Origin of the sequence: Pseudomonas sp. ICMP 8385, assembly GCF_002699915.1 — a bacterium.
Lineage (GTDB): Bacteria > Pseudomonadota > Gammaproteobacteria > Pseudomonadales > Pseudomonadaceae > Aquipseudomonas > Aquipseudomonas gessardii.
In genome coordinates, this window is record NZ_LKBY01000102.1 from 259,278 (window position 1) to 279,020 (window position 19,743).

Genomic DNA, 19,743 nt, shown 5'->3' on the forward strand with positions numbered 1-19,743 from the left:
GCATGTGCAAATCATCGGTTACTTGGTTGCCGTACCATCCGGCACAAACACGTAACCCACGCCCCACACTGTCTGGATATAACGCGGTTTGGACGGGTCCGGCTCGATCATCCGGCGCAGACGGGAGATCTGCACATCGATGGAGCGCTCCAGGGCGTCCCATTCGCGACCACGGGCCAGGTTCATCAGCTTGTCACGGGTCAGCGGTTGACGAGCGTTCATCACCAGCGCCTTGAGCACCGCGAACTCACCGGTGGTGAGCATGTGCACTTCTTCGCCACGCTTGAGCTCACGGGTGGCCAGCGACAGTTCGTAGTCACCAAATGTCACGCTTTCGTCTTCGCTGCCTGGCGCGCCCGGTACGGGAGCCGCCTGGCGACGCAATACAGCCTTGACCCGGGCCATCAGCTCGTCGGGGTTGAACGGCTTGGCCAGGTAATCGTCGGCGCCCAGTTCCAGGCCCTTGATCCGGCTCAGCTCATCGCCCTTGGCGGTCAGCATGATGATCGGGATCTGGTTGTTGGTGCTGCGCAGACGCTTGCAGGCCGTAAGGCCGTCTTCACCCGGCAACATCAGGTCGAGTACGACCAGGTTGAAGACCTCGCGCCCCAGCAGGCGGTCCATCTGCTCGGTGTTCGGCACCGCGCGGGCACGGTAGCCCTTGGAGGTAAAGAACCGCTCCAACAGGCTGCTCAGCCCCGGATCGTCATCAACGATGAGAATTTTTTCGCCTTCAGCAGTTTGTGCAGTGCTGCTCATTGGATGCTCCTCTTATCTGGCGCGCATTATGGCTTAGCTGCCGTTATACGCACGGTACGCATTGTTAGCAGATTTTTCTCCAACCACCAGTGCGCCTGCTCCCGGCGCAATCCCCCCAAGGACGGAACGCTGGTTATAATGCCGCGCCTCAGTGCCGGGCAGTGCCATGGCCGGCCTGGTGTTTTTTTCATCTGCTTGTCGTGATTATTTCGATTTCGAGGGTCAATAGGCTGCCTCTTGACCCAGGCAGCGGCGCCAGTCGGGCCGCTCAACCAGCTGCGCAGGGCCTTGTTTTGCGGGCCTGCGCACTGCTTTCAAGAATTTCAGGTGGTTTTATGGACAGCATCAACAGCCGCATCGCCGAGGAACTCGGTGTACGCCCACAACAGGTCGAAGCGGCCGTCGCTCTACTGGATGAGGGCTCCACGGTGCCCTTCATCGCCCGTTACCGTAAAGAAGTGACCGGCAGCCTCGATGATATCCAGCTGCGGCATCTGGAAGAGCGCCTGCGCTACCTGCGAGAACTCGACGAACGGCGCATCAGCATCCTCGCCAGCATCCAGGAGCAGGGCAAGCTGACCCCGCAACTCGAACGCGATATCAAGCTCGCCGACACCAAGACCCGCCTCGAAGACCTGTACCTGCCGTACAAGCAGAAACGCCGCACCAAGGGCCAGATCGCCCTGGAAGCCGGCCTCGGCGAGCTGGCCGACGGCCTGTTCAACGACCCATCCCTGGCCCCGGAAACCGAAGCAGCGCGCTTTGTCGATGGCGAAAAAGGCGTGGCCGACGTCAAGGCTGCCCTCGAAGGCGCCAAATACATCCTCATGGAGCGCTTCGCCGAAGACGCCAACCTGCTGGAAAAATTGCGTAACTACCTGAAACAGGAAGCCACCCTCAGCGCCCGCGTGATCGCCGGCAAAGAGGAGGAAGGCGCCAAGTTCCGCGATTACTTCGAGCACGACGAACCGCTCAAGAGCATGCCGTCCCACCGCGCCCTCGCCATTTTCCGCGGGCGCAACGAAGGCATTCTCAGCTCCGCCCTGAAAGTCGGCGACGAACTGCCGGGCACCATGCACCCGTGCGAAGGCATGATCGGTCAACAATTCGGCATCCAGAATCAGAATCGTCCTGCGGATAAATGGCTCGGTGAAGTCGTGCGCTGGACCTGGAAGGTCAAGCTCTACACCCACCTGGAAACCGACCTGCTGGGCGAGTTGCGCGACGGCGCCGAGACCGAGGCGATCAACGTGTTCGCCCACAACCTGCACGACCTGCTGCTGGCCGCACCGGCCGGCCCGCGTGCAACCCTGGGCCTGGACCCGGGCCTGCGCACCGGTTGCAAGGTCGCCGTGGTCGACGCCACCGGCAAGCTGCTGGACCACGCCACCGTGTATCCGCACGTGCCCCACAACAAGTGGGACCAGACCATCGCCATCCTGGCCGCCCTGTGCGCCAAGCACGCGGTAGACCTGATCGCCATCGGCAACGGCACCGCCAGCCGCGAGACCGACAAGCTGGCCCTGGAGCTGATCAAAAAATACCCAGGCATGAAAATGACCAAGGTCATGGTCTCCGAAGCGGGCGCTTCGGTGTACTCGGCGTCGGAGTTGGCCTCCAAGGAGTTCCCGGACCTCGATGTATCGATCCGTGGCGCAGTGTCCATCGCCCGCCGCCTGCAGGACCCACTGGCCGAGCTGGTGAAGATCGACCCTAAATCCATCGGCGTCGGCCAGTACCAGCACGATGTGTCGCAGCTGAAACTGGCGCGCGGCCTGGATGCGGTGGTGGAAGACTGTGTGAACAAGGTCGGCGTCGACGTCAACACCGCCTCGGTCGCCTTGCTCGCACGGATTTCCGGCCTCAACGCTACCCTGGCGCAGAATATTGTCACCCATCGCGATGAAAACGGTGCGTTCAAGACCCGTGCGGCGCTGAAAAAAGTCGCACGCCTTGGCGAAAAAACCTTCGAGCAGGCCGCCGGTTTCTTGCGTGTAATGAACGGTGACAACCCGCTGGACGCCTCGGCGGTCCACCCGGAAGCCTACCCACTGGTGCAACGCATTGCCGCCGAAACCGACCGCGATATCCGCTCGCTGATCGGCGATGCCGGGTTCCTCAAGCGCCTGGACCCGAAGAAGTACACCGACGAAACCTTCGGCGTACCAACCATCACCGACATCCTGCAAGAGCTTGAAAAACCCGGCCGCGACCCACGTCCCGAGTTCAAGACCGCCGAGTTCCAGGAAGGCGTCGAAGACCTCAAGGACCTGCAACTGGGCATGATCCTCGAAGGCGTGGTGACCAACGTGACCAACTTCGGCGCTTTTGTGGATATCGGCGTGCATCAGGACGGTTTGGTGCATATTTCCGCGCTTTCGGAGAAGTTCATCAAAGATCCCCGTGAAGCGGTGAAGGCCGGTGACGTGGTCAAGGTCAAGATCATGGAAGTCGATATCCCGCGCAAACGCGTGGGCCTGTCGATGCGCATGAGCGATACCCCCGGCGAGAAAATCGACGGGGCCCGTGGCGCACGCCCGGGTTCAGCCCCGCGCCAGTCGCAAAACCGTTCGGAAAACACTGCACCGCGCAAGGAAACCGCCACCGCAGCCCCGGCCAATAACGCCATGGCTTCGCTGTTCGCCAACGCCAAGCAACTGAAAAAGCGCTGATGGAGCTGCCAGCCGGCTTGACCCACAGCGCTTTCAGCGAACTGCTCGGCTGCCACCTGCAACGCCTGGACCAGGGCGTTGCCGAGGTAGCCCTGAGCCTTGAGCCACACTTGCGCAACCGCGCGGGCAAGCTCCATGGCGGGGCGATTTTCAGCCTGGTGGACATTGCCATGGGGCTGGCCTGTTCCAGCACCCACGGTTTCGACCAGCAGAGCGCGACCATCGAGTGCAAAATCAATTACATCCGTGCGGTGTCCGACGGTGATGTGCTGTGCACCGCCCGGGTCATCCACCCCGGCCGGCGCACGCTGGTGGTCGAGGCCGAGGTGTATCAGGGCGAAAGACTCGTCGCAAAAGCACAAGGCACCTTCGCTGTCCTATAGCTCCCAGTCATCAATTTGGGTTAATTTCGGCGCTGCAAAAACAGCGTCGGAATTTTCTTCCTGCGCAATAGCCAAATTCAGGGAATGAAGTAGGCACTTTCAGAGCAGGTTATTCCGGCTCGAAAACCAGGCGAAAACGCCAGTTTTAACTTCACCCTTGTAGACCGTCTTGCCCACCCCCATATTGGGGCGACTGACGCGTGAAGGAATCCAACTTGAGCGAACTTCTCAACTGCCGCCTGGCACTGCTCGGCAAGCGCGAACACCTCTCTTTGCTTGAGCATTGCCTGCACGGCATCGAGCGTGAATGCCTGCGTGTCACCGGCGAAGGCCGCCTGGCTCAAACGCCGCATCCAGAGGCCCTGGGCGCCGCATTGACCCATGAATCGATCACCACCGACTATTCCGAGTCGCTGCTGGAGTTCATCACGCCGGCCTTGCCCAACCCGGCAGATACCCTGCGCAGCCTCGACAAGATTCATCGTTTTGCCTACAGCAAGCTCGGCAACGAGTACCTGTGGAGTCCATCGATGCCGTGCCCGTTGCCGGCCGAGGAAGATATTCCGATTGCCTACTACGGCACCTCCAACATCGGACAGCTCAAGTACGTGTATCGCAAGGGCCTGGCCCTGCGCTACGGCAAGACCATGCAGTGCATCGCCGGCATCCACTACAACTTTTCCCTGCCGGAAGAACTGTGGCCGTTGCTCAAGGCAACCGAAGGCTTCGTGGGCACCGACCGTGACTACCAGTCCACGGCCTATATCGCGCTGATCCGCAACTTCCGCCGCTACAGCTGGCTGCTGATGTACCTGTTCGGTGCCTCGCCGGCCCTGGATGCAGGTTTCCTGCGCGGGCGTTCCCATCAACTGGAACAGTTCGATGCCGACACCCTGTACCTGCCGTATGCCACCAGCCTGCGCATGAGCGACCTGGGTTACCAGAGCAACGCCCAGGCCGGCCTGACCCCTTGCTACAACGACCTGCTCAGCTACACCGACAGCCTGCGCGAAGCGGTGGCAACGCCCTACGCGCCTTATGTCGAAATCGGCACCCACAAGGACGGTGAGTGGGTCCAGCTCAACACCAACATCCTGCAGATCGAAAACGAGTACTACTCCAATATCCGCCCCAAACGCGTGACCTACACCGGCGAACGGCCGATCCAGGCACTGATGGCCCGTGGTATCCAGTACATCGAAGTACGCTGCCTGGATATCAACCCGTTCCTGCCGATGGGCATCGACTTGCCGGAGTCGCGCTTCCTCGACGCCTTCCTGCTGTACTGCGCGCTGAACGACAGCCCGTTGTTTGAAAACAACGAGTGCGGCAATGCCACGTCGAACTTCCTCAGCGTGGTCAAGGAAGGCCGGCGTCCGGGCCTGCAATTGCAGCGCTGTGGCCAGGCCGTGGAAATGAAGGCATGGGCCACCGAACTGCTGGAAAAAATCGCCCCGCTGGCCGCACTGCTGGACCAGAGCCAGGGCCTCAATGAACACAGCCAGGCGCTGGATGCCCAGTTGGCAAAGGTCCAGGATGCGTCCCTGACCCCGTCGGCCCAGGTGCTGGCGGCGATGCGCGAGCACAAGCAGAGCTTTGCCCAGTTCTCCCTGCGTCAGAGCGAAGTGCATGCCGAGCACTTCCGTAGCGAGCCGTTGCCGGCAGACGAGCAGGCGCGCTTTGAGGAACTGGCCCGCAGTTCGCTGGCCCAGCAGGCAGAGCTGGAGCAGAACGAAGTGGGTGACTTTGATGTGTTTGTCGGGTCGTACCAGGCGAGCATCCTGGCGATCAGTAACTAACCCCCCTGTGGGAGCTTGCCTGCGATAAGGCCGCCACATCCAAATACGATGTCGGCTGCCAAACCGCTATCGCAGGCAAGCCAGCTCCCACATTAATTTCATTGCCCTGCAGGGCTGCTTCCACTTTTCTCCTCATAAGCTAATTCTAAAATGTTATTTATTTTAGGATTCTTAGATCATTTAGTCTCATCACACGCCGACCCTCGGCCGCCTGATGAGGAGCTTTTCCATGCGACGCCCTTCCCCTTTACGCCTCCTGGCGGCCCTGTCCCTGGCCGGCGCCAGCCTGTTTGCCCAGGCGGCCGACGTGACCATCGCCTACCAGACCACCGTTGACCCGGCCAAAGTCGCCCAGGCCGACGGCGCTTATGAAAAAGCCACAAACGCCACTATCGACTGGCGCAAATTCGACAATGGCGCCGATATCATCGCCGCCATCGCCTCCGGCGACGTGCAGATCGGCTACCTCGGTTCCAGCCCGCTGACGGCGGCCATCACCCGCAAAGTACCGGTGCAGACCTTCCTCGTCGCCACCCAGATCGGCGGTGCCGAAGCCCTGGTGGCGCGCAACGGTTCCGGGATCAATAGCCCGCAGGACCTGGTCGGCAAGAAAATCGCCGTACCGTTCGTGTCCACCGGCCACTACAGCCTGTTGACCGCGCTCAAGCACTGGAACATTGATCCATCGAAAGTCACCGTGCTCAACCTCGCCCCGCCGGCCATCATTGCCGCCTGGAAACGTGGCGATATCGATGCCACTTATGTCTGGGACCCGGCCCTGGGCGTGGCCAAGGAAAACGGCAAAGTGCTGATCACCTCCGGCGAGTTGGCCAAATTCGGCGCGCCAACCTTCGATGCCTGGATCGTGCGTAAGGACTTTGCCGAGAAGCACCCGGAAATTGTCAGTGCCTTTGCCAAAGTCACCCTCGATGCCTACGCCCAATACCGTAAAGACCCACAAGCCTGGCTGGCCGACAAAGGCAATGTCGACAAACTGGTGAAGCTCTCTGGCGCCAAGGCCAGCGATATTCCGCTGCTGCTGCAAGGCAATGTCTACCCGCTGGCCGCCGACCAGGTGACCCTGCTGGGCGCCCCGACCACCAAGGCCGTGACCGACACCGCCGCATTCCTCAAGGAACAAGGCAAGGTCGAGGCGGTGCTGCCGGACTACGGCCCTTACGTCAGCGCCCAGTTCATCACCCACTGATCAGGAGTTCACCGCGATGGCCTTGCTACAGCTGGAGCGCATCAGCGCACAGTACCCAGGCGCAACCACGCCCGTGCTGGCGGATATTTCCTTGAACCTTGGGCCCCAGCAATTGCTGGTGGCCCTCGGCCCTTCCGGCAGTGGCAAGACTTCGCTGTTGAACCTGATTGCCGGCTTCGTCGAACCCAGCGCCGGGCGCATCACCCTCGATGGCGTGCCCGTCCAGGGCCCGAGTGCCGAGCGTGGCGTGGTGTTCCAGGACGATGCCTTACTGCCCTGGCAAGACGTGCTGGCCAATGTCAGCTTCGGCCTGGAACTGGCCGGCGTGCCCAAGGCCCAGCGGCACGTCCGCGCCCGGGAAATGCTCGCCCTGGTGGACCTGGCCGGCTTTGACAGCCGGCGCATCTGGCAGCTGTCTGGCGGGCAGAAACAACGTGTGGGCCTGGCCCGCGCCCTGGCGGCCGACCCACGGGTGTTGCTGATGGACGAACCCTTCGGCGCCCTCGATGCCTTCACCCGCGAACAGATGCAGGAGCTGCTGCTGCAAGTCTGGCGGCGCACGGCCAAGCCAGTGTTCCTGATCACCCATGACATCGAAGAAGCGGTCTTCCTCGCCACCGACCTGATGCTGCTGGCGCCCAACCCCGGGCACATCGTCGAGCGCCTGAGCCTGGATTTCGGCCAGCGTTACGCCGCCGGCGAGTCGGCCCGCGCGATCAAGTCCGACCCACGCTTTATCGAAACCCGCGAACACGTGCTGGGCAAAGTGTTCTCGCAACGGCAGGTGTCCGCATGAGCAGCTATGAAATCCCGGCCACCGCCGCCAACCCAATCACCCCGCCGTTGCGCCGCAGCCTGAGCACGCGCTGGATCAGCCTGCTGACCCTGGTTGCGCTGCTCGTACTGTGGTGGGCCGTGACCGCCAGCGGGCTGATCGAGCCGCTGTTCCTGCCGCCGCCGTCTGCTGTACTGCAAAAAGGCTGGCTGCTGGCGACCAGCGGCTATATGGACGCCACCCTCTGGCAGCACCTGGGCGCCAGCCTTGGGCGTATCGGCCTGGGCTTGGGCTTTGCAGTGCTGACCGCCGTACCAATCGGCATTGCCATCGGCGCCAACCGCATCGCCCGCGGCATTCTCGACCCGCTGATCGAGTTCTACCGGCCGATCCCGCCACTGGCTTACCTGCCCCTGATCGTGATCTGGTGCGGCATCGGCGAGTTGTCCAAGGTGTTGCTGATTTACCTGGCGATCTTCGCCCCGATAGCGATCGCCACGGCTACCGGGGTGCGCACGGTCGACCCGGCCAAATTGCGCGCAGCCCAGTCCCTGGGCGCCACGCGGGCGCAGTTGATCCGCCATGTGATTCTGCCCAGCGCCCTGCCCGATATCCTCACCGGCGTGCGCATCGGCCTGGGTGTCGGTTGGTCGACCCTGGTGGCCGCCGAACTGATCGCCGCCACCAGCGGTCTAGGGTTCATGGTGCAGTCGGCGGCGCAATTTCTGGTCACCGATGTGGTGATCCTGGGCATCCTGGTGATCGCGCTGATCGCCTTCGCCATGGAAATGGGCCTGCGCGCCCTGCAGCGTCAATTAGTGCCGTGGCATGGCCAGGCACACTAAGAAGAGAACACCATGAGCCGCCTGACCGTTACCCCCTTAAGCACCGCCCTGGGCGCCCAGATCAGTGGCGTCGATATCACCCAGGCGCTGAACCTCGAACAGCGCGACGCCATCGAGCAGGCGTTGCTCCAGCATTCGGTGCTGTTCTTTCGCGACCAGCCGATCACCCCGCAGCAGCAAGCGCGTTTCGCGGCGAGTTTCGGTGACCTGCATATTCATCCGATCTACCCCAACGTGCCCGAGCAACCTGAAGTGCTGGTGCTCGACACCGCCGTCACCGACGTGCGCGACAACGCCATCTGGCACACCGACGTGACCTTCCTGCCCACTCCAGCCATGGGCGCCGTGCTCAGTGCCAAGCTGCTGCCGGCCTTTGGCGGTGACACCTTGTGGGCCAGCGGCATTGCGGCCTTTGAGGCGTTATCGGAACCGATGAAGAGCTTTCTGACCGGCCTGACGGCGACCCACGACTTCACCCGCTCATTCCCCGTGGAACGTTACGGCAACAGCGCCCAAGACCTGGCCCGCTGGGAAGAAGCCCGCAGAAAGAACCCGCCGCTGTCGCACCCGGTGATCCGCACGCACCCGGTCAGCGGGCGCAAATCGCTGTTTGTCAGTGACGGCTTCACCAGCAAGATCAACGAGCTGGAACCGGCCGAAAGCGAGGTCATCCTCAAACTGCTGTTCGCCCACGCCACGCGCCCGGAATTCACTCTCCGCTGGCGCTGGCAAACCAACGACGTGGCCTTCTGGGACAACCGCGTGACCCAGCACTACGCCGTGGACGACTATCGGCCACAGCGGCGGGTGATGCATCGGGCAACGATTTTGGGTGATGTGCCGTTCTAAACAGCTGATGAACGGACTAACCCCAGATTAACTGGAGGGGCTATGCTCTCAATGATTTCATTGATTGCATAAGGAGTTATGCCTAATGGCCAGCCTGACCATCCGTAATCTGGATGACTCCATCAAAGAACTGCTACGCATTGAAGCTGCGCATAACGGCCACTCCATGGAAGAGGAGGCTCGACTGATCCTGCGCAAATCGCTGGTGAAAATCAGTAGCGGTCGTGGCCTGGGACGCCGAATCCAGGAGCGTTTCGCACCAGCGGGCGGAGTGGAGTTGGACCTGCCAACGCGCGACGCATCGGTGAGGACGGTGGAGTTCGATAAATGATCGTGCTCGACACCAATGTATTGTCTGAATTGATGCGACCCGCACCGGCAGGCGCAGTTCTTCGCTGGATCGAACAACAGGCCGATGAAGACCTGTTTATCAGCGCCATTACCATGGCAGAAATCCTGCACGGTATTGCGCGTCTGCCCGAAGGAAAGCGCAAACAACACTTGACCGTTCAAGCACTGGAAATGTTTGAAGAGGACTTTGCCGACCACATACTGCCATTTGATGCGGATGCAGCGGCTGCATATGCGCAATTAGTGACCGCCAGAGAGCAGTCAGGCAAGCCTGTAGCCCTGGCCGATGCGCAGATCGCAGCTATTTGCCGCTCGCAGCAGGCCGGCCTTGCCACAAGAAACATCAAGGATTTCGCAGAGACAGGGGTTGAAATCATCAACCCCTGGGATGAGGGCTAGCAAGCCCTGCGCCTCAGCGCACCAGATGCAAGAACTGCAAGTGCCGCTCGTACTGGTCAAGGATGTCGTTGATGATCTGCTCCTTGGTGTAGCCCACCAGGTCGTAGTCCTGGCTGCCCTCGCTCAAGTGCACTTCGGCGCGGTAGTAGCGACGGTTGTTCATCTCTTTGGAGCCCATGCCGCCTCGGGCAAAGGATGGCGTGAAGTAGCCGCGCATCTGCACCTGGTAGACAAACGGATGCTCTTCGCCGTGGCCGATTTCCAGGCTGACGCTGTCGTTGGACGGGTCGGGCTGGGTGACCACGTTCAGGCCCTTCTCGACAAACACGGCGGTCACTTCTTCAATGGCCGGGCGGACCGTGGTTTCGAGGAAGCGGTAGACCTCGTCCCGCGAAGGGAAATGCACCGCCTGGCTCAAGCGCTGGCGCCAGCCGCCACGGCCCCTGCGGGATGCCGACACCGGGGCCAGGGAGTGCAGTTGGGCGATCTGCTTCTGGGATTCGAGGTAGAACGCCTTGTGCAGCCCCCACATCATCAACAACAGGATCAACGAGAACGGCAGCGAGGTCAGCACCACCGCCGACTTGAGCGAGTCGATGCTGCCGGCGAACAGCAAGGCGCTGGTCACCAGCGCGGTCATGGCGCCCCAGAACACCCGCAGCCACTTCGGCCCGTCTTCATCGGCATTGCCGCCCTTGGACGACAGGGTCGACAGCACCACGGTGCCGGAGTCGGCCGAGGTGACAAAGAACACAAAGCTGATAAACACCGTGACCGCGATCACGGTCTTGCTCCACGGGTAGGTTTCCAGCAGCAGGTACAGGCTCATCGACGGGTCGTCGATGGCCGACTGGCCCAGGGCGACCATGCCATGGTTGAGCACCTGGTCAATCGCGCTGTTGCCGAAGATCGACATCCACGCCAGGGTGAAGCCCAGCGGGATCAGCAGCACGCCGAAGACGAATTCGCGGATGGTGCGGCCACGGGAGATCCGGGCGATGAACAGGCCCACGAACGGCGACCATGCGATCCACCAGGCCCAGTAGAACACCGTCCAACCGCCGAGCCAGTCGCTGGGCTTATCGTAGGCGTACACATCAAAACTCTTGCTCGGCAACGCGCCGAGGTAGTCACCGATGTTCTGGATCAGGGTGTTGAGCAAATGCTGGGTGGGCCCGGCGAACAATACAAACAGCAGCAGCGCACAGGCCAGCAGCATGTTGATGTCGGACATAACCCGCACGCCCTTGTCGACACCGGCCACCGCAACCAGGATCGCCGCGCCCATCATCAGGGTAATCAGGCCGACCTGGATCCATTGGGTATGGGCGATGCCGAACAGGTAGTCCAGGCCCGAGTTGAGGTGCAGCACCCCAAAGCCCATGTCGGCCCCCAGGCCGAACACCGTGGCGATGATGCCAAAGCCATCCACTGCATAGCCGATGGGGCCGTTGATACGCTTGCCGATCAGCGGGTACAGCGCCGAGCGCAAGGCCAGCGGCAGGTTATGCCGGTAGGCGAAGTACGCCAGGGCCATGCCGACAAACGCAAACACCCCCCAGCCATGCAGGCCCCAATGCAGGAACAGCACCTGCATGGCCTGGCGCGCCGCGTCGGCATTCAAGGCCTCGCCCTGGGGCGGTTGCACCAGGTGGGTCAAGGGTTCCGAGACGCAGAAGAAAAACAGCGTGATGCTGATCCCGGCGGCAAACAGCATGCCGGCCCAGGACAGATAACTGAATTCGGGCTCGTCGTGGTCGGCACCGAGTTTGATCTTGCCGTAGCCAGACAACGCGGTGACCACCACGAAGACCAGATACAGGGTCATCGCCAGCATGTAGTACCAGCCGACCGTATTGGCCGCCCAGTTTTGCGCGGCCAGCAACCAGGCGCCGGCCTGTTCGGGGGCCGCGATGACGGTGAGGCCAAACAGCAGGATGAAACTGGCGGCGAAGTAAAACACCGGCGCATTCATGCGCACCAGGCCGCTTGAAGGGGTAGATGATGCACTCATGAACGGTGCACCTCGAAGGTGTTGGATATGGCTGTGTAAAACGGACTCAGCAAAGGTAAGCCTCCTGTTGTGAGCGGGCAGCGAACCACCGGTTTAACTTGAACGAACGTTCAAGTTAAACATGGATAGGCGGTCTGGGACTAATCGCAGGGCTGAGTGGTAGGTAATTCCTACACTAGCTCAAGGAAGGGTATGACGGGCGGGAAAGGCAAAACGTTCAGCGATTGCAGATTGAATTTGGAATACAGTCAAATTGTGGGAGCGGGCTTGCCCGCGATGGCGGTGGGTCAGCCAAATATCTCTAACCCGGCACTCCGCTATCGCGGGCAAGCCCGCTCCCACACAAGCCCGCACACATTAGATCGTCGCTATTTCTGCGTCCCATCATCATGCTGCAAATTCGCCTGCGTGATATTCGCCCCCGCCGGCACGCTGCGCGTCAGCCACACGTTGCCGCCAATGGTCGAGCCCTTACCGATGGTGATCCGCCCCAGGATCGTCGCCCCGGCGTAAATCACCACATCGTCCTCGACAATCGGGTGGCGTGGATGGCCCTTTTGCAACTGCCCATCTTCATCCGCCGGGAAACGCTTGGCGCCCAGGGTCACCGCCTGGTAGATGCGCACCCGCTCGCCAATGATCGCCGTTTCGCCAATCACCACACCCGTGCCGTGGTCGATAAAGAAGCTCGGGCCGATCTGCGCGCCTGGGTGAATGTCGATACCGGTGGCCGAATGGGCGATTTCCGCGCTGATCCGCGCGAGCAGAGGCAGCCCGGCGCGATACAAATGGTGGGCCAGGCGATGGTGGATCACCGCAAGGATCCCCGGATAGCACAGCAGCACCTCATCCACACTGCGTGCGGCCGGATCGCCGTGATAGGCCGCCAGCACATCGGTGTCCAACAGGCTGCGCAGCGCCGGCAAGGCCAGGGCAAAGTCCTGGATCAGGCGAATGGCCAGTGCATTGACTTCATTGTCGGCCCGGCCGCCCTGGCGTGCGGCATAGCGCAACTCCAGGCGGGCCTGGGCGAGCAGGGCGTTGAGCGCCACATCCAGGGTATGGCCGACGTAGAAGTCCTCACTTTCCTCGCGCAGATCCACCGGCCCCAGGCGCATGGGGAACAGCGCGCCGCACAGCGCTTCAAGAATCTGCGCCATCGCATCACGGGAAGGTAGCTCGCGCCCGCCCTGTTCGCCGCTGACCCGGCCGTTGCGGGTACGCCACTGATCCCGGGCGCCACGCAACTGGCTGACGATGGTCTGTAATTGCCAATGACTGGAACGATCACTCACGGTATTCCCTCCTGAGGTAATGGCCATCACTTTACGGTATGCAACCGGGCGGCCCTTAAGAACCAATGGTGCGATGCTAATAACACTTTGGCATAAGCATCTGGCGGTTGCCCCGGCAAAAAGCCCTGCCTATAGTCCTTCCCATCTCTTATTACCTGTGCGTAACCATGATCAAACAACAGCTCGAGCGTTTTAATCGTCTGGACCTGCTGGGTGGCGCCACCGCCCTGGAAAAACTCGAACGACTGTCGACCTGGCTGGGCCGTGATATCTACATCAAGCGCGACGACACCACGCCGCTGGCCATGGGCGGCAACAAACTGCGCAAACTCGAATACCTCGCCGCCGATGCCCTGGCCCAGGGCGCCGACACGCTGATCACCGCCGGTGCGATCCAGTCCAACCATGTGCGCCAGACCGCAGCCCTGGCGGCCAGGCTAGGCCTGGGATGTGTCGCCCTGCTGGAAAACCCCACAGGGACCGACGACCCCAACTACCTGGGCAATGGCAATCGCCTGCTGGTGGAGCTGTTCGACGCCAAGGTCGAACAGGTCGAAAACCTGGATAACGCCGACGAGCAACTCCACGCCCTGGCCGAACGCCTGCGCAACAACGGCAAAAAGCCGTACCTGGTGCCTATTGGCGGTTCCAACGCCCTCGGCGCCCTGGGTTACGTGCGCGCCGGCCTGGAATTGGCCGGGCAGATCGAAGACAGCGGCCTGCAGTTCGCGGCGGTGGTCCTGGCCTCCGGCAGCGCCGGCACCCACAGCGGCCTGGCCCTGGCGTTGAGCGAAGTGCTGCCGGACTTGCCGGTGATTGGCGTCACCGTGTCACGCACCGACGAAGCGCAACGGCCCAAGGTCCAAGGCCTAGCCGAGCGCACCGCACAGCTGCTGGGGGTGGCGCTACCCGACGCGTTCAAGGTGGTGTTGTGGGACGAATACTTCGCCCCGCGCTATGGCGAACCCAACGCCGGCACCCTGGCGGCAATCAAGCTGCTGGCGAGCCAAGAAGGCCTGTTGCTGGACCCGGTCTACACCGGCAAGGCCATGGCCGGCTTGCTCGATGGTATCGGGCGTGGGGCGTTCGAGGACGGCCCGATCATCTTCCTGCACACCGGCGGGGCGCCGGCGTTGTTTGCCTATGACTCAGCATTCTGACTGAAGGCATGCGGATTAAATGTGGGAGCGGGCTTGCCCTAATGCCAGTCAGTTAAGCCTTTTTGTAGGAGCGAGCTTGCTCGCGAAGAACTTGAGAGCGCCGCGGTTACCTAGCAAACACGCGTTATCGTTGACGTCCTTCGCGAGCAAGCTCGCTCCTACAGAAAGCAGAATCCGCTTAACTGACTGGCATTAGGGCTTGCCCGCGATTGCGGTGGTTCTGTGATGAATCGGGCGCCTGACACACGGCTATCGCGGGCAAGCCCACTCCCCTATTGAATCTCTACTTCATATTCAAAAATGGAATATAAAAATTAATTTATATTATTTTTAACACTTTAAAAGCCGCCCTATAGTCGCGCTCCCACACACCGCGTTTTTAGGGCAGGATACGACCACTGCGTCACCTGCTTCGCACACCATAAAAAACACAGGGGCTTGTCATGACTATTTCTGTACTGCGTCGTACGTTGCTGGTTGGCACATTGGGCCTGGCCCTTGGCGCCGGGTTGCTGGGCCAGGCAGTTGCCGGCGAGCAACTGGGCAATATCAAGAAGGCCGGCGAGATCAAGATCGGCCTGGAAGGCACCTACCCACCGTTCAGCTTCGTCGATGAAAGCGGCAAGCTCAGCGGCTTTGAGGTCGAGCTGGCCGAAGCCCTGGCCAAGGAGCTGGGGGTCAAGGTCAAGCTGCAGGCCACCCCGTGGGACGGCATCCTCGCCGCCCTGGAATCCAAGCGCCTCGACGCGGTGGTCAACCAGGTGACGATCTCCGAAGAGCGCCAGAAAAAATACGACTTCTCCAAGCCCTACACCGTCTCCGGGATCCAGGCGCTGACCCTGGCGAAAAACGTCGACACCATCAAGACCGCCGACGACCTGGCCGGCAAGAAAGTCGGGGTGGGCCTGGGCACCAACTACGAGCAATGGCTCAAGGACAACCAGCCCAAAGCCATTATCAAGACCTATAACGACGACCCCACCAAGTTCCAGGACCTGCGCATCGGCCGCATCGACGCGATTCTGATCGACCGCCTGGCCGCCCTGGAATATGCGAAAAAAGCCAAGGACACCGCCGCTGCCGGTGCAGCCTTCTCGCGCCAGGAAGCCGGGATTGCCCTGCGCAAAGGCGAGCCTGAGCTGCTTGAAGCGGTGAACCAGGCTCTGGACAAACTGCGCGCCGACGGCACCTTGAAGAAGCTGTCCGAGAAATACTTCAACGCTGACGTCACTCAATAATGGAAGCAGGTTTCCAACTCGCGCTCGACTCCGCGCCCTTTCTGCTCAAGGGCGCGTACTACACGGTGATCCTCAGCCTCGGCGGGATGTTTTTCGGCTTGCTGCTGGGCTTTGGCCTGGCCTTGATGCGCCTGTCGCGCTTCAAGCTTTTGAGCTGGACGGCCCGGGTCTATGTCTCGTTCTTTCGTGGCACGCCGTTGCTGGTGCAGCTGTTTTTGATCTACTACGGCTTGCCGCAGGTAGGCATCGAGCTGGATCCGATCCCGGCAGCGATGATCGGCTTCTCGCTGAACATGGCCGCCTATGCCTGTGAAATCCTGCGCGCGGCCATCGGCTCCATCGAGCGCGGCCAGTGGGAAGCGGCCGCCAGTATCGGCATGACCCGCGCGCAGACCCTGCGCCGGGCCATCCTGCCGCAGGCCATGCGCACGGCCCTGCCGCCGTTGGGCAACAGCTTTATTTCCCTGGTAAAAGACACGGCGCTGGCCGCCACCATCCAGGTGCCCGAGCTGTTCCGCCAGGCCCAACTGGTGTCGGCGCGCACCTTTGAAATTTTCACCATGTACCTGTCTGCGGCCCTGATCTACTGGGTCCTGGCGAGCATCCTGGCGCATTTTCAGAACCGCCTGGAAGACCGGGTCAACCGGCATGACCTGGAGTCTTGAAGCATGATCGTGGTTGAAAAACTGACCAAACAATTCAAGGGCCAGGTGGTGCTCAACGGGATCGACCTGGAGGTCAAGGAAGGCGAAGTCGTCGCCATCATCGGCCCCAGCGGTTCCGGCAAGACCACCTTCCTGCGCTGCCTGAACTTCCTCGAAGAGCCCACCAGTGGCCGGATCAAGGTCGGTGAGATCGAGATCGACGGCAGCCGTCCGCTCAACCAGCAACAGGGCCTGGTGCGGCGCCTGCGCCAGCATGTGGGCTTTGTGTTCCAGAACTTCAACCTGTTCCCCCATCGCACCGCGCTGGAAAACGTCATCGAAGGCCCACTGGTGGTCAAAAAGATGCCGCACGACGCCGCCGACCGCCTCGGCCGTGCCCTGCTGGCCAAGGTCGGCCTGGCAGGCAAGGAAGACGCCTACCCCCGGCGCCTGTCCGGTGGCCAGCAGCAACGGGTGGCCATTGCCCGGGCCTTGGCGATGGAGCCGGAGGTGATCCTGTTCGATGAGCCGACCTCGGCCCTCGACCCGGAGCTGGTGGGCGAAGTACTGGCAACCATCCGCAGCCTGGCCGAAGAAAACCGCACCATGGTCATCGTCACCCACGAAATGAGCTTTGCCCGGGATGTGGCCAACCGGGTGATCTTTTTCGACAAGGGCGTGATCGTCGAGCAAGGCGAAGCCAAGGCGTTGTTTGCCAACCCCAGGGAAGAACGCACCCGGCAGTTCCTCAGCAAATTCCTCACCCACTAAAACAACCCTGACCTACTGTAGGAGCGAGCTTGCTCGCGAAAAACGTCAACGATAACGCGCAGAATCAGATTAACCGTGTCGTCTGGGCGTTCTTCGCGAGCAAGCTCGCTCCTACAGGGATCGGCGCGACTCACCTCGAAAAACACACCACCCAAACCCGCCTTTAACCCCCCTTCCAGTCAGACCCTTCTGAATAATCCCAAACCCGCCGTTTAGCCTTTTGCCGCCATTGACGCCCCCTGGCCAACCCTCTTATCTAAGGCCCAGAGGATTGGATCCTATCCTGGCTTTTCAAGAAATCGTTCCTTTTTGAACCCCACGCCGAGGTTCGGAACGATCGCTGCTGGCTGCATCAAGGAGATTATTTATGACGCACATTACCCCCCTGGCCATGCTCGCCGCGCCGACAGTGCCCCAGGCCCTCAAACAAGGAATCAATGCGCAGGCCGCCACCCATCTACAGGTCGAGATCGCCCCCTACCCAGACATGGGCAAGGGCGACTTGATCGAGCTGTTCTGGAACAACTGCTTTGCCGCCTCCAAGCGCGTGAGCGCCGCCGATATCGGCCAGCCCAGCAGCCTGCGGGTGCCAGAAAGCTTTGTGCAGAATGGCGCCGCACGCATTCATTACCGGGTCATGCAAGTGGGGCGCGGCCCGGCGCGCTCCATGATTACCCGGGTGCAGGTCAAGACCGCCTGCCCGGGCGGCCAGCCATCGGTGCTGTGTGGCGAAGAAAACCAGAACCTGGCCCCCGTCGGCCTGCCTGAAACCATCCGCCGCCATGGCGTCAACCCCAGCCAGATCCGCCGGGGCGTGCCGTTGACCATCGAGCCTTACCTGAACATGGCCACGGGTGATGCAATCACCCTGCGCTGGGGCGATGCGCGCCTGGACCTGCCCCCCATCCAGGCCACCGAGGTGGGACGCCCCGTGCAAGTCTGGGTGCCGTCGACGCTGATCCTCGAAGCGGGGGACGACGCGCGCCAGGAGGTCACCTACTGCGTGATCGACCGCGTGGGCAACAACTCGCGCTGGGCGCCCGGACGTATCGTGAGCATCGCCCAGGCCAAAGCCCCAGGCGCGGCCGACGCTTTGTCGGTGTACCAGCCACGCCGCCCTGGCTCGCCCTGCGAGCCGGGGTAACAGGCCTTCTATGCATATTCCTAAAAGTTAGTTTATTTAAAAAATAAACACGCTTAGGGTATATGCACCGGACCACCGGACATTCCTGATTTTAAGCTTTCCACGGATGTGAGGTAGGTATGGTCAACATTACCCCGGTGTACAACGCCAGGGCATTACGCGTCGCCACGCAGGGGCGCACCGATGTCTAACTTGGCGCAATCGCCCCTCCAGAGCGATCTGGATATCGCCCCGCTGCTGTTGCCCACCCAGGTGCTGCGCAACGACAGCCAAGCCCTCGCCGCCGCCCACGCGCTTGCCCAGGCCGCCCGCCTGCAAGCCGGGCTGCGTGACCGCCAGCGCAAATTGCCCTGGGCCGAAGTCGAACAGTTCACCCGCAGCGGCCTGGGTAGCATTTCCATCCCCCGTGAGTACGGTGGCCCGCAGGTGTCGTTCGTGACCCTGGCCGAGGTGTTCGCGATTATCAGCGCTGCCGACCCCGCCCTGGGGCAGATCCCGCAGAACCACTTCGGCATCCTGCATGCACTGCAAGGCGCCGCCAGCGAGGCACAGAAAAAACAGCTGTTCCAAAGCATCCTGGATGGCTGGCGCATCGGCAATGGCGGCCCGGAGCGTGGCACCAAAAACACCCTGGACCTGAAGGCCCGGATCAGCGCCAAGGGTGACGGCTTTGTCATCAACGGCCAGAAGTTCTACTCCACCGGCGCGCTGTTTGCCCATTGGGTCGCGGTCAAGGCCCTGGACGACGAAGGCCGTCAGGTCATGGCGTTTGTGCGCCGTGGCACACAGGGATTGCGCATCGTCGATGACTGGTCGGGCTTTGGCCAACGCACCACCGCCAGCGGCACCGTGCTGCTGAACAACGTGCCAGTGGACGCCGAGCTGGTGGTGCCCACCTGGCGCCTGGGGCAAACCCCGGGCATCCAGGGCGCGGTCTCGCAATTGATCCAGGCGGCCATCGACGCCGGCATCGCCCGTGGCGCCCTCGACGACACCATCAGCTTTGTGCGTGAACGCTCGCGGCCGTGGATCGATGCCAAGGTCGAGCGGGCCAGCGACGACCTCTATGTGATCGCCGACATCGGCAAGCTGAAAATCGAACTGCATGCCGCCGAAGCCCTGCTGCGCAAGGCCGGCCAAGTGCTGGACCAGGTCAACGCCGCGCCCATCACCGAACACTCCGCCGCCCGGGCCTCGATCGCCGTGGCGCAAGCCAAGGTGCTGACCACCGAAGTCTCGCTGCTGGTCAGCGAGAAGCTGTTCGAGCTGGCCGGCAGCCGCGCCACCCTCGCCGAATTCAACCTCGACCGCCACTGGCGCAATGCCCGGGTGCACACCCTGCACGACCCGGTGCGCTGGAAATATCACGCGGTGGGCGCCTGGCACCTCAATGGAACCTTGCCGGCCCGGCATTCCTGGATCTGACGACCAGACCTCT

At 61.8% G+C, this 19,743-nt stretch carries 18 protein-coding genes; 15 read left to right on the forward strand and 3 right to left on the reverse strand.

Features of this window, described 5'->3' with window-relative positions; translation table 11 throughout:
- Positions 1–18: 18 nt before the first annotated feature.
- Positions 19–759 (reverse strand): osmolarity response regulator transcription factor OmpR, encoded by a 741-nt coding sequence (gene ompR / locus AO268_RS16915; protein WP_032856582.1) that lies wholly within the window; start codon positions 757–759, stop codon positions 19–21.
- 335 nt (positions 760–1,094) lie between these two features.
- On the opposite strand from ompR, the gene AO268_RS16920 reads away from it, so the two are divergent.
- The 9 genes from AO268_RS16920 to AO268_RS16960 all read left to right on the forward strand — a co-directional run bounded on the left by AO268_RS16920 (position 1,095) and on the right by AO268_RS16960 (position 10,039).
- Complete coding sequence (locus AO268_RS16920) at positions 1,095–3,431, forward strand: Tex family protein (RefSeq protein WP_076962075.1); 2,337 nt, start codon at positions 1,095–1,097, stop codon at positions 3,429–3,431.
- The gene (locus tag AO268_RS16925; RefSeq protein ID WP_076962074.1) at positions 3,431–3,814 is read left to right on the forward strand and encodes a PaaI family thioesterase; all 384 of its coding nucleotides are present in this window, start codon (positions 3,431–3,433) and stop codon (positions 3,812–3,814) included. The genes AO268_RS16920 and AO268_RS16925 overlap by 1 nt, the downstream gene beginning before the upstream one ends.
- 215 nt (positions 3,815–4,029) lie before the next feature.
- Entirely contained in the window at positions 4,030–5,613 is a 1,584-nt protein-coding gene (gshA, locus tag AO268_RS16930; RefSeq protein WP_099169325.1) for a glutamate--cysteine ligase, read from the forward strand.
- Between the two features lie 229 nt (positions 5,614–5,842).
- Positions 5,843–6,820 (forward strand): taurine ABC transporter substrate-binding protein, encoded by a 978-nt coding sequence (tauA, locus tag AO268_RS16935; protein ID WP_099169326.1) that lies wholly within the window; start codon positions 5,843–5,845, stop codon positions 6,818–6,820.
- Positions 6,821–6,836: 16 nt separating this feature from the next.
- Positions 6,837–7,616 carry a taurine ABC transporter ATP-binding subunit gene (gene tauB / locus AO268_RS16940; RefSeq protein WP_099169327.1) on the forward strand — a complete coding sequence of 260 codons (780 nt, stop codon included), beginning with the start codon at positions 6,837–6,839 and terminating at the stop codon, positions 7,614–7,616.
- Complete coding sequence (tauC, locus tag AO268_RS16945) at positions 7,613–8,440, forward strand: taurine ABC transporter permease TauC (RefSeq protein ID WP_099169328.1); 828 nt, start codon at positions 7,613–7,615, stop codon at positions 8,438–8,440. Before tauB ends, tauC begins: the two co-directional genes overlap by 4 nt.
- Positions 8,441–8,452: 12 nt before the next feature.
- Positions 8,453–9,289 carry a taurine dioxygenase gene (gene tauD / locus AO268_RS16950; protein WP_099169329.1) on the forward strand — a complete coding sequence of 279 codons (837 nt, stop codon included), beginning with the start codon at positions 8,453–8,455 and terminating at the stop codon, positions 9,287–9,289.
- Between the two features lie 85 nt (positions 9,290–9,374).
- Entirely contained in the window at positions 9,375–9,620 is a 246-nt protein-coding gene (locus AO268_RS16955) for a FitA-like ribbon-helix-helix domain-containing protein (RefSeq protein WP_076962068.1), read from the forward strand.
- A complete protein-coding gene (locus AO268_RS16960; RefSeq protein WP_076962067.1) occupies positions 9,617–10,039 on the forward strand; it encodes a type II toxin-antitoxin system VapC family toxin in 423 nt (140 codons plus the stop codon). The genes AO268_RS16955 and AO268_RS16960 overlap by 4 nt, the downstream gene beginning before the upstream one ends.
- Before the next feature lie 13 nt (positions 10,040–10,052).
- Here the strand turns inward: AO268_RS16960 and betT are convergent, their stop codons facing one another.
- Entirely contained in the window at positions 10,053–12,014 is a 1,962-nt protein-coding gene (betT, locus tag AO268_RS16965) for a choline transporter BetT (protein ID WP_176561386.1), read from the reverse strand.
- Positions 12,015–12,421: 407 nt separating this feature from the next.
- Complete coding sequence (epsC, locus tag AO268_RS16970; RefSeq protein WP_076962065.1) at positions 12,422–13,348, reverse strand: serine O-acetyltransferase EpsC; 927 nt, start codon at positions 13,346–13,348, stop codon at positions 12,422–12,424.
- A 167-nt stretch (positions 13,349–13,515) separates the two neighbouring features.
- On the opposite strand from epsC, the gene AO268_RS16975 reads away from it, so the two are divergent.
- The 6 genes from AO268_RS16975 to AO268_RS17000 all read left to right on the forward strand — a co-directional run bounded on the left by AO268_RS16975 (position 13,516) and on the right by AO268_RS17000 (position 19,730).
- Positions 13,516–14,508 (forward strand): D-cysteine desulfhydrase, encoded by a 993-nt coding sequence (locus tag AO268_RS16975; protein ID WP_076962064.1) that lies wholly within the window; start codon positions 13,516–13,518, stop codon positions 14,506–14,508.
- 443 nt (positions 14,509–14,951) lie between these two features.
- Positions 14,952–15,746, forward strand: coding sequence for a cystine ABC transporter substrate-binding protein (tcyJ, locus tag AO268_RS16980; protein WP_099169331.1), 795 nt, complete (start codon positions 14,952–14,954; stop codon positions 15,744–15,746).
- Entirely contained in the window at positions 15,746–16,411 is a 666-nt protein-coding gene (gene tcyL, locus AO268_RS16985) for a cystine ABC transporter permease (RefSeq protein WP_029299561.1), read from the forward strand. Before tcyJ ends, tcyL begins: the two co-directional genes overlap by 1 nt.
- A 3-nt stretch (positions 16,412–16,414) precedes the next feature.
- Complete coding sequence (gene tcyN, locus AO268_RS16990; RefSeq protein WP_076962062.1) at positions 16,415–17,161, forward strand: L-cystine ABC transporter ATP-binding protein TcyN; 747 nt, start codon at positions 16,415–16,417, stop codon at positions 17,159–17,161.
- A 367-nt stretch (positions 17,162–17,528) separates the two neighbouring features.
- Entirely contained in the window at positions 17,529–18,305 is a 777-nt protein-coding gene (locus tag AO268_RS16995) for a hypothetical protein (protein ID WP_076962061.1), read from the forward strand.
- A 183-nt stretch (positions 18,306–18,488) separates the two neighbouring features.
- Positions 18,489–19,730, forward strand: coding sequence for an SfnB family sulfur acquisition oxidoreductase (locus AO268_RS17000; protein ID WP_099169332.1), 1,242 nt, complete (start codon positions 18,489–18,491; stop codon positions 19,728–19,730).
- The last annotated feature ends 13 nt before the right edge of the window (positions 19,731–19,743 follow it).

Coding starts and splice junctions, on each gene's coding strand:
- ompR (WP_032856582.1), bottom strand. CDS start 759: ATGAGCAGCACTGCACAAACTGCTGAAGGCGAAAAAATTCTCATCGTT.
- AO268_RS16920 (WP_076962075.1), top strand. CDS start 1,095: ATGGACAGCATCAACAGCCGCATCGCCGAGGAACTCGGTGTACGCCCA.
- AO268_RS16925 (WP_076962074.1), top strand. CDS start 3,431: ATGGAGCTGCCAGCCGGCTTGACCCACAGCGCTTTCAGCGAACTGCTC.
- tauA (WP_099169326.1), top strand. CDS start 5,843: ATGCGACGCCCTTCCCCTTTACGCCTCCTGGCGGCCCTGTCCCTGGCC.
- tauB (WP_099169327.1), top strand. CDS start 6,837: ATGGCCTTGCTACAGCTGGAGCGCATCAGCGCACAGTACCCAGGCGCA.
- tauC (WP_099169328.1), top strand. CDS start 7,613: ATGAGCAGCTATGAAATCCCGGCCACCGCCGCCAACCCAATCACCCCG.
- tauD (WP_099169329.1), top strand. CDS start 8,453: ATGAGCCGCCTGACCGTTACCCCCTTAAGCACCGCCCTGGGCGCCCAG.
- AO268_RS16955 (WP_076962068.1), top strand. CDS start 9,375: ATGGCCAGCCTGACCATCCGTAATCTGGATGACTCCATCAAAGAACTG.
- AO268_RS16960 (WP_076962067.1), top strand. CDS start 9,617: ATGATCGTGCTCGACACCAATGTATTGTCTGAATTGATGCGACCCGCA.
- betT (WP_176561386.1), bottom strand. CDS start 12,014: ATGAATGCGCCGGTGTTTTACTTCGCCGCCAGTTTCATCCTGCTGTTT.
- AO268_RS16975 (WP_076962064.1), top strand. CDS start 13,516: ATGATCAAACAACAGCTCGAGCGTTTTAATCGTCTGGACCTGCTGGGT.
- tcyJ (WP_099169331.1), top strand. CDS start 14,952: ATGACTATTTCTGTACTGCGTCGTACGTTGCTGGTTGGCACATTGGGC.
- tcyL (WP_029299561.1), top strand. CDS start 15,746: ATGGAAGCAGGTTTCCAACTCGCGCTCGACTCCGCGCCCTTTCTGCTC.
- tcyN (WP_076962062.1), top strand. CDS start 16,415: ATGATCGTGGTTGAAAAACTGACCAAACAATTCAAGGGCCAGGTGGTG.
- AO268_RS16995 (WP_076962061.1), top strand. CDS start 17,529: ATGACGCACATTACCCCCCTGGCCATGCTCGCCGCGCCGACAGTGCCC.
- AO268_RS17000 (WP_099169332.1), top strand. CDS start 18,489: ATGTCTAACTTGGCGCAATCGCCCCTCCAGAGCGATCTGGATATCGCC.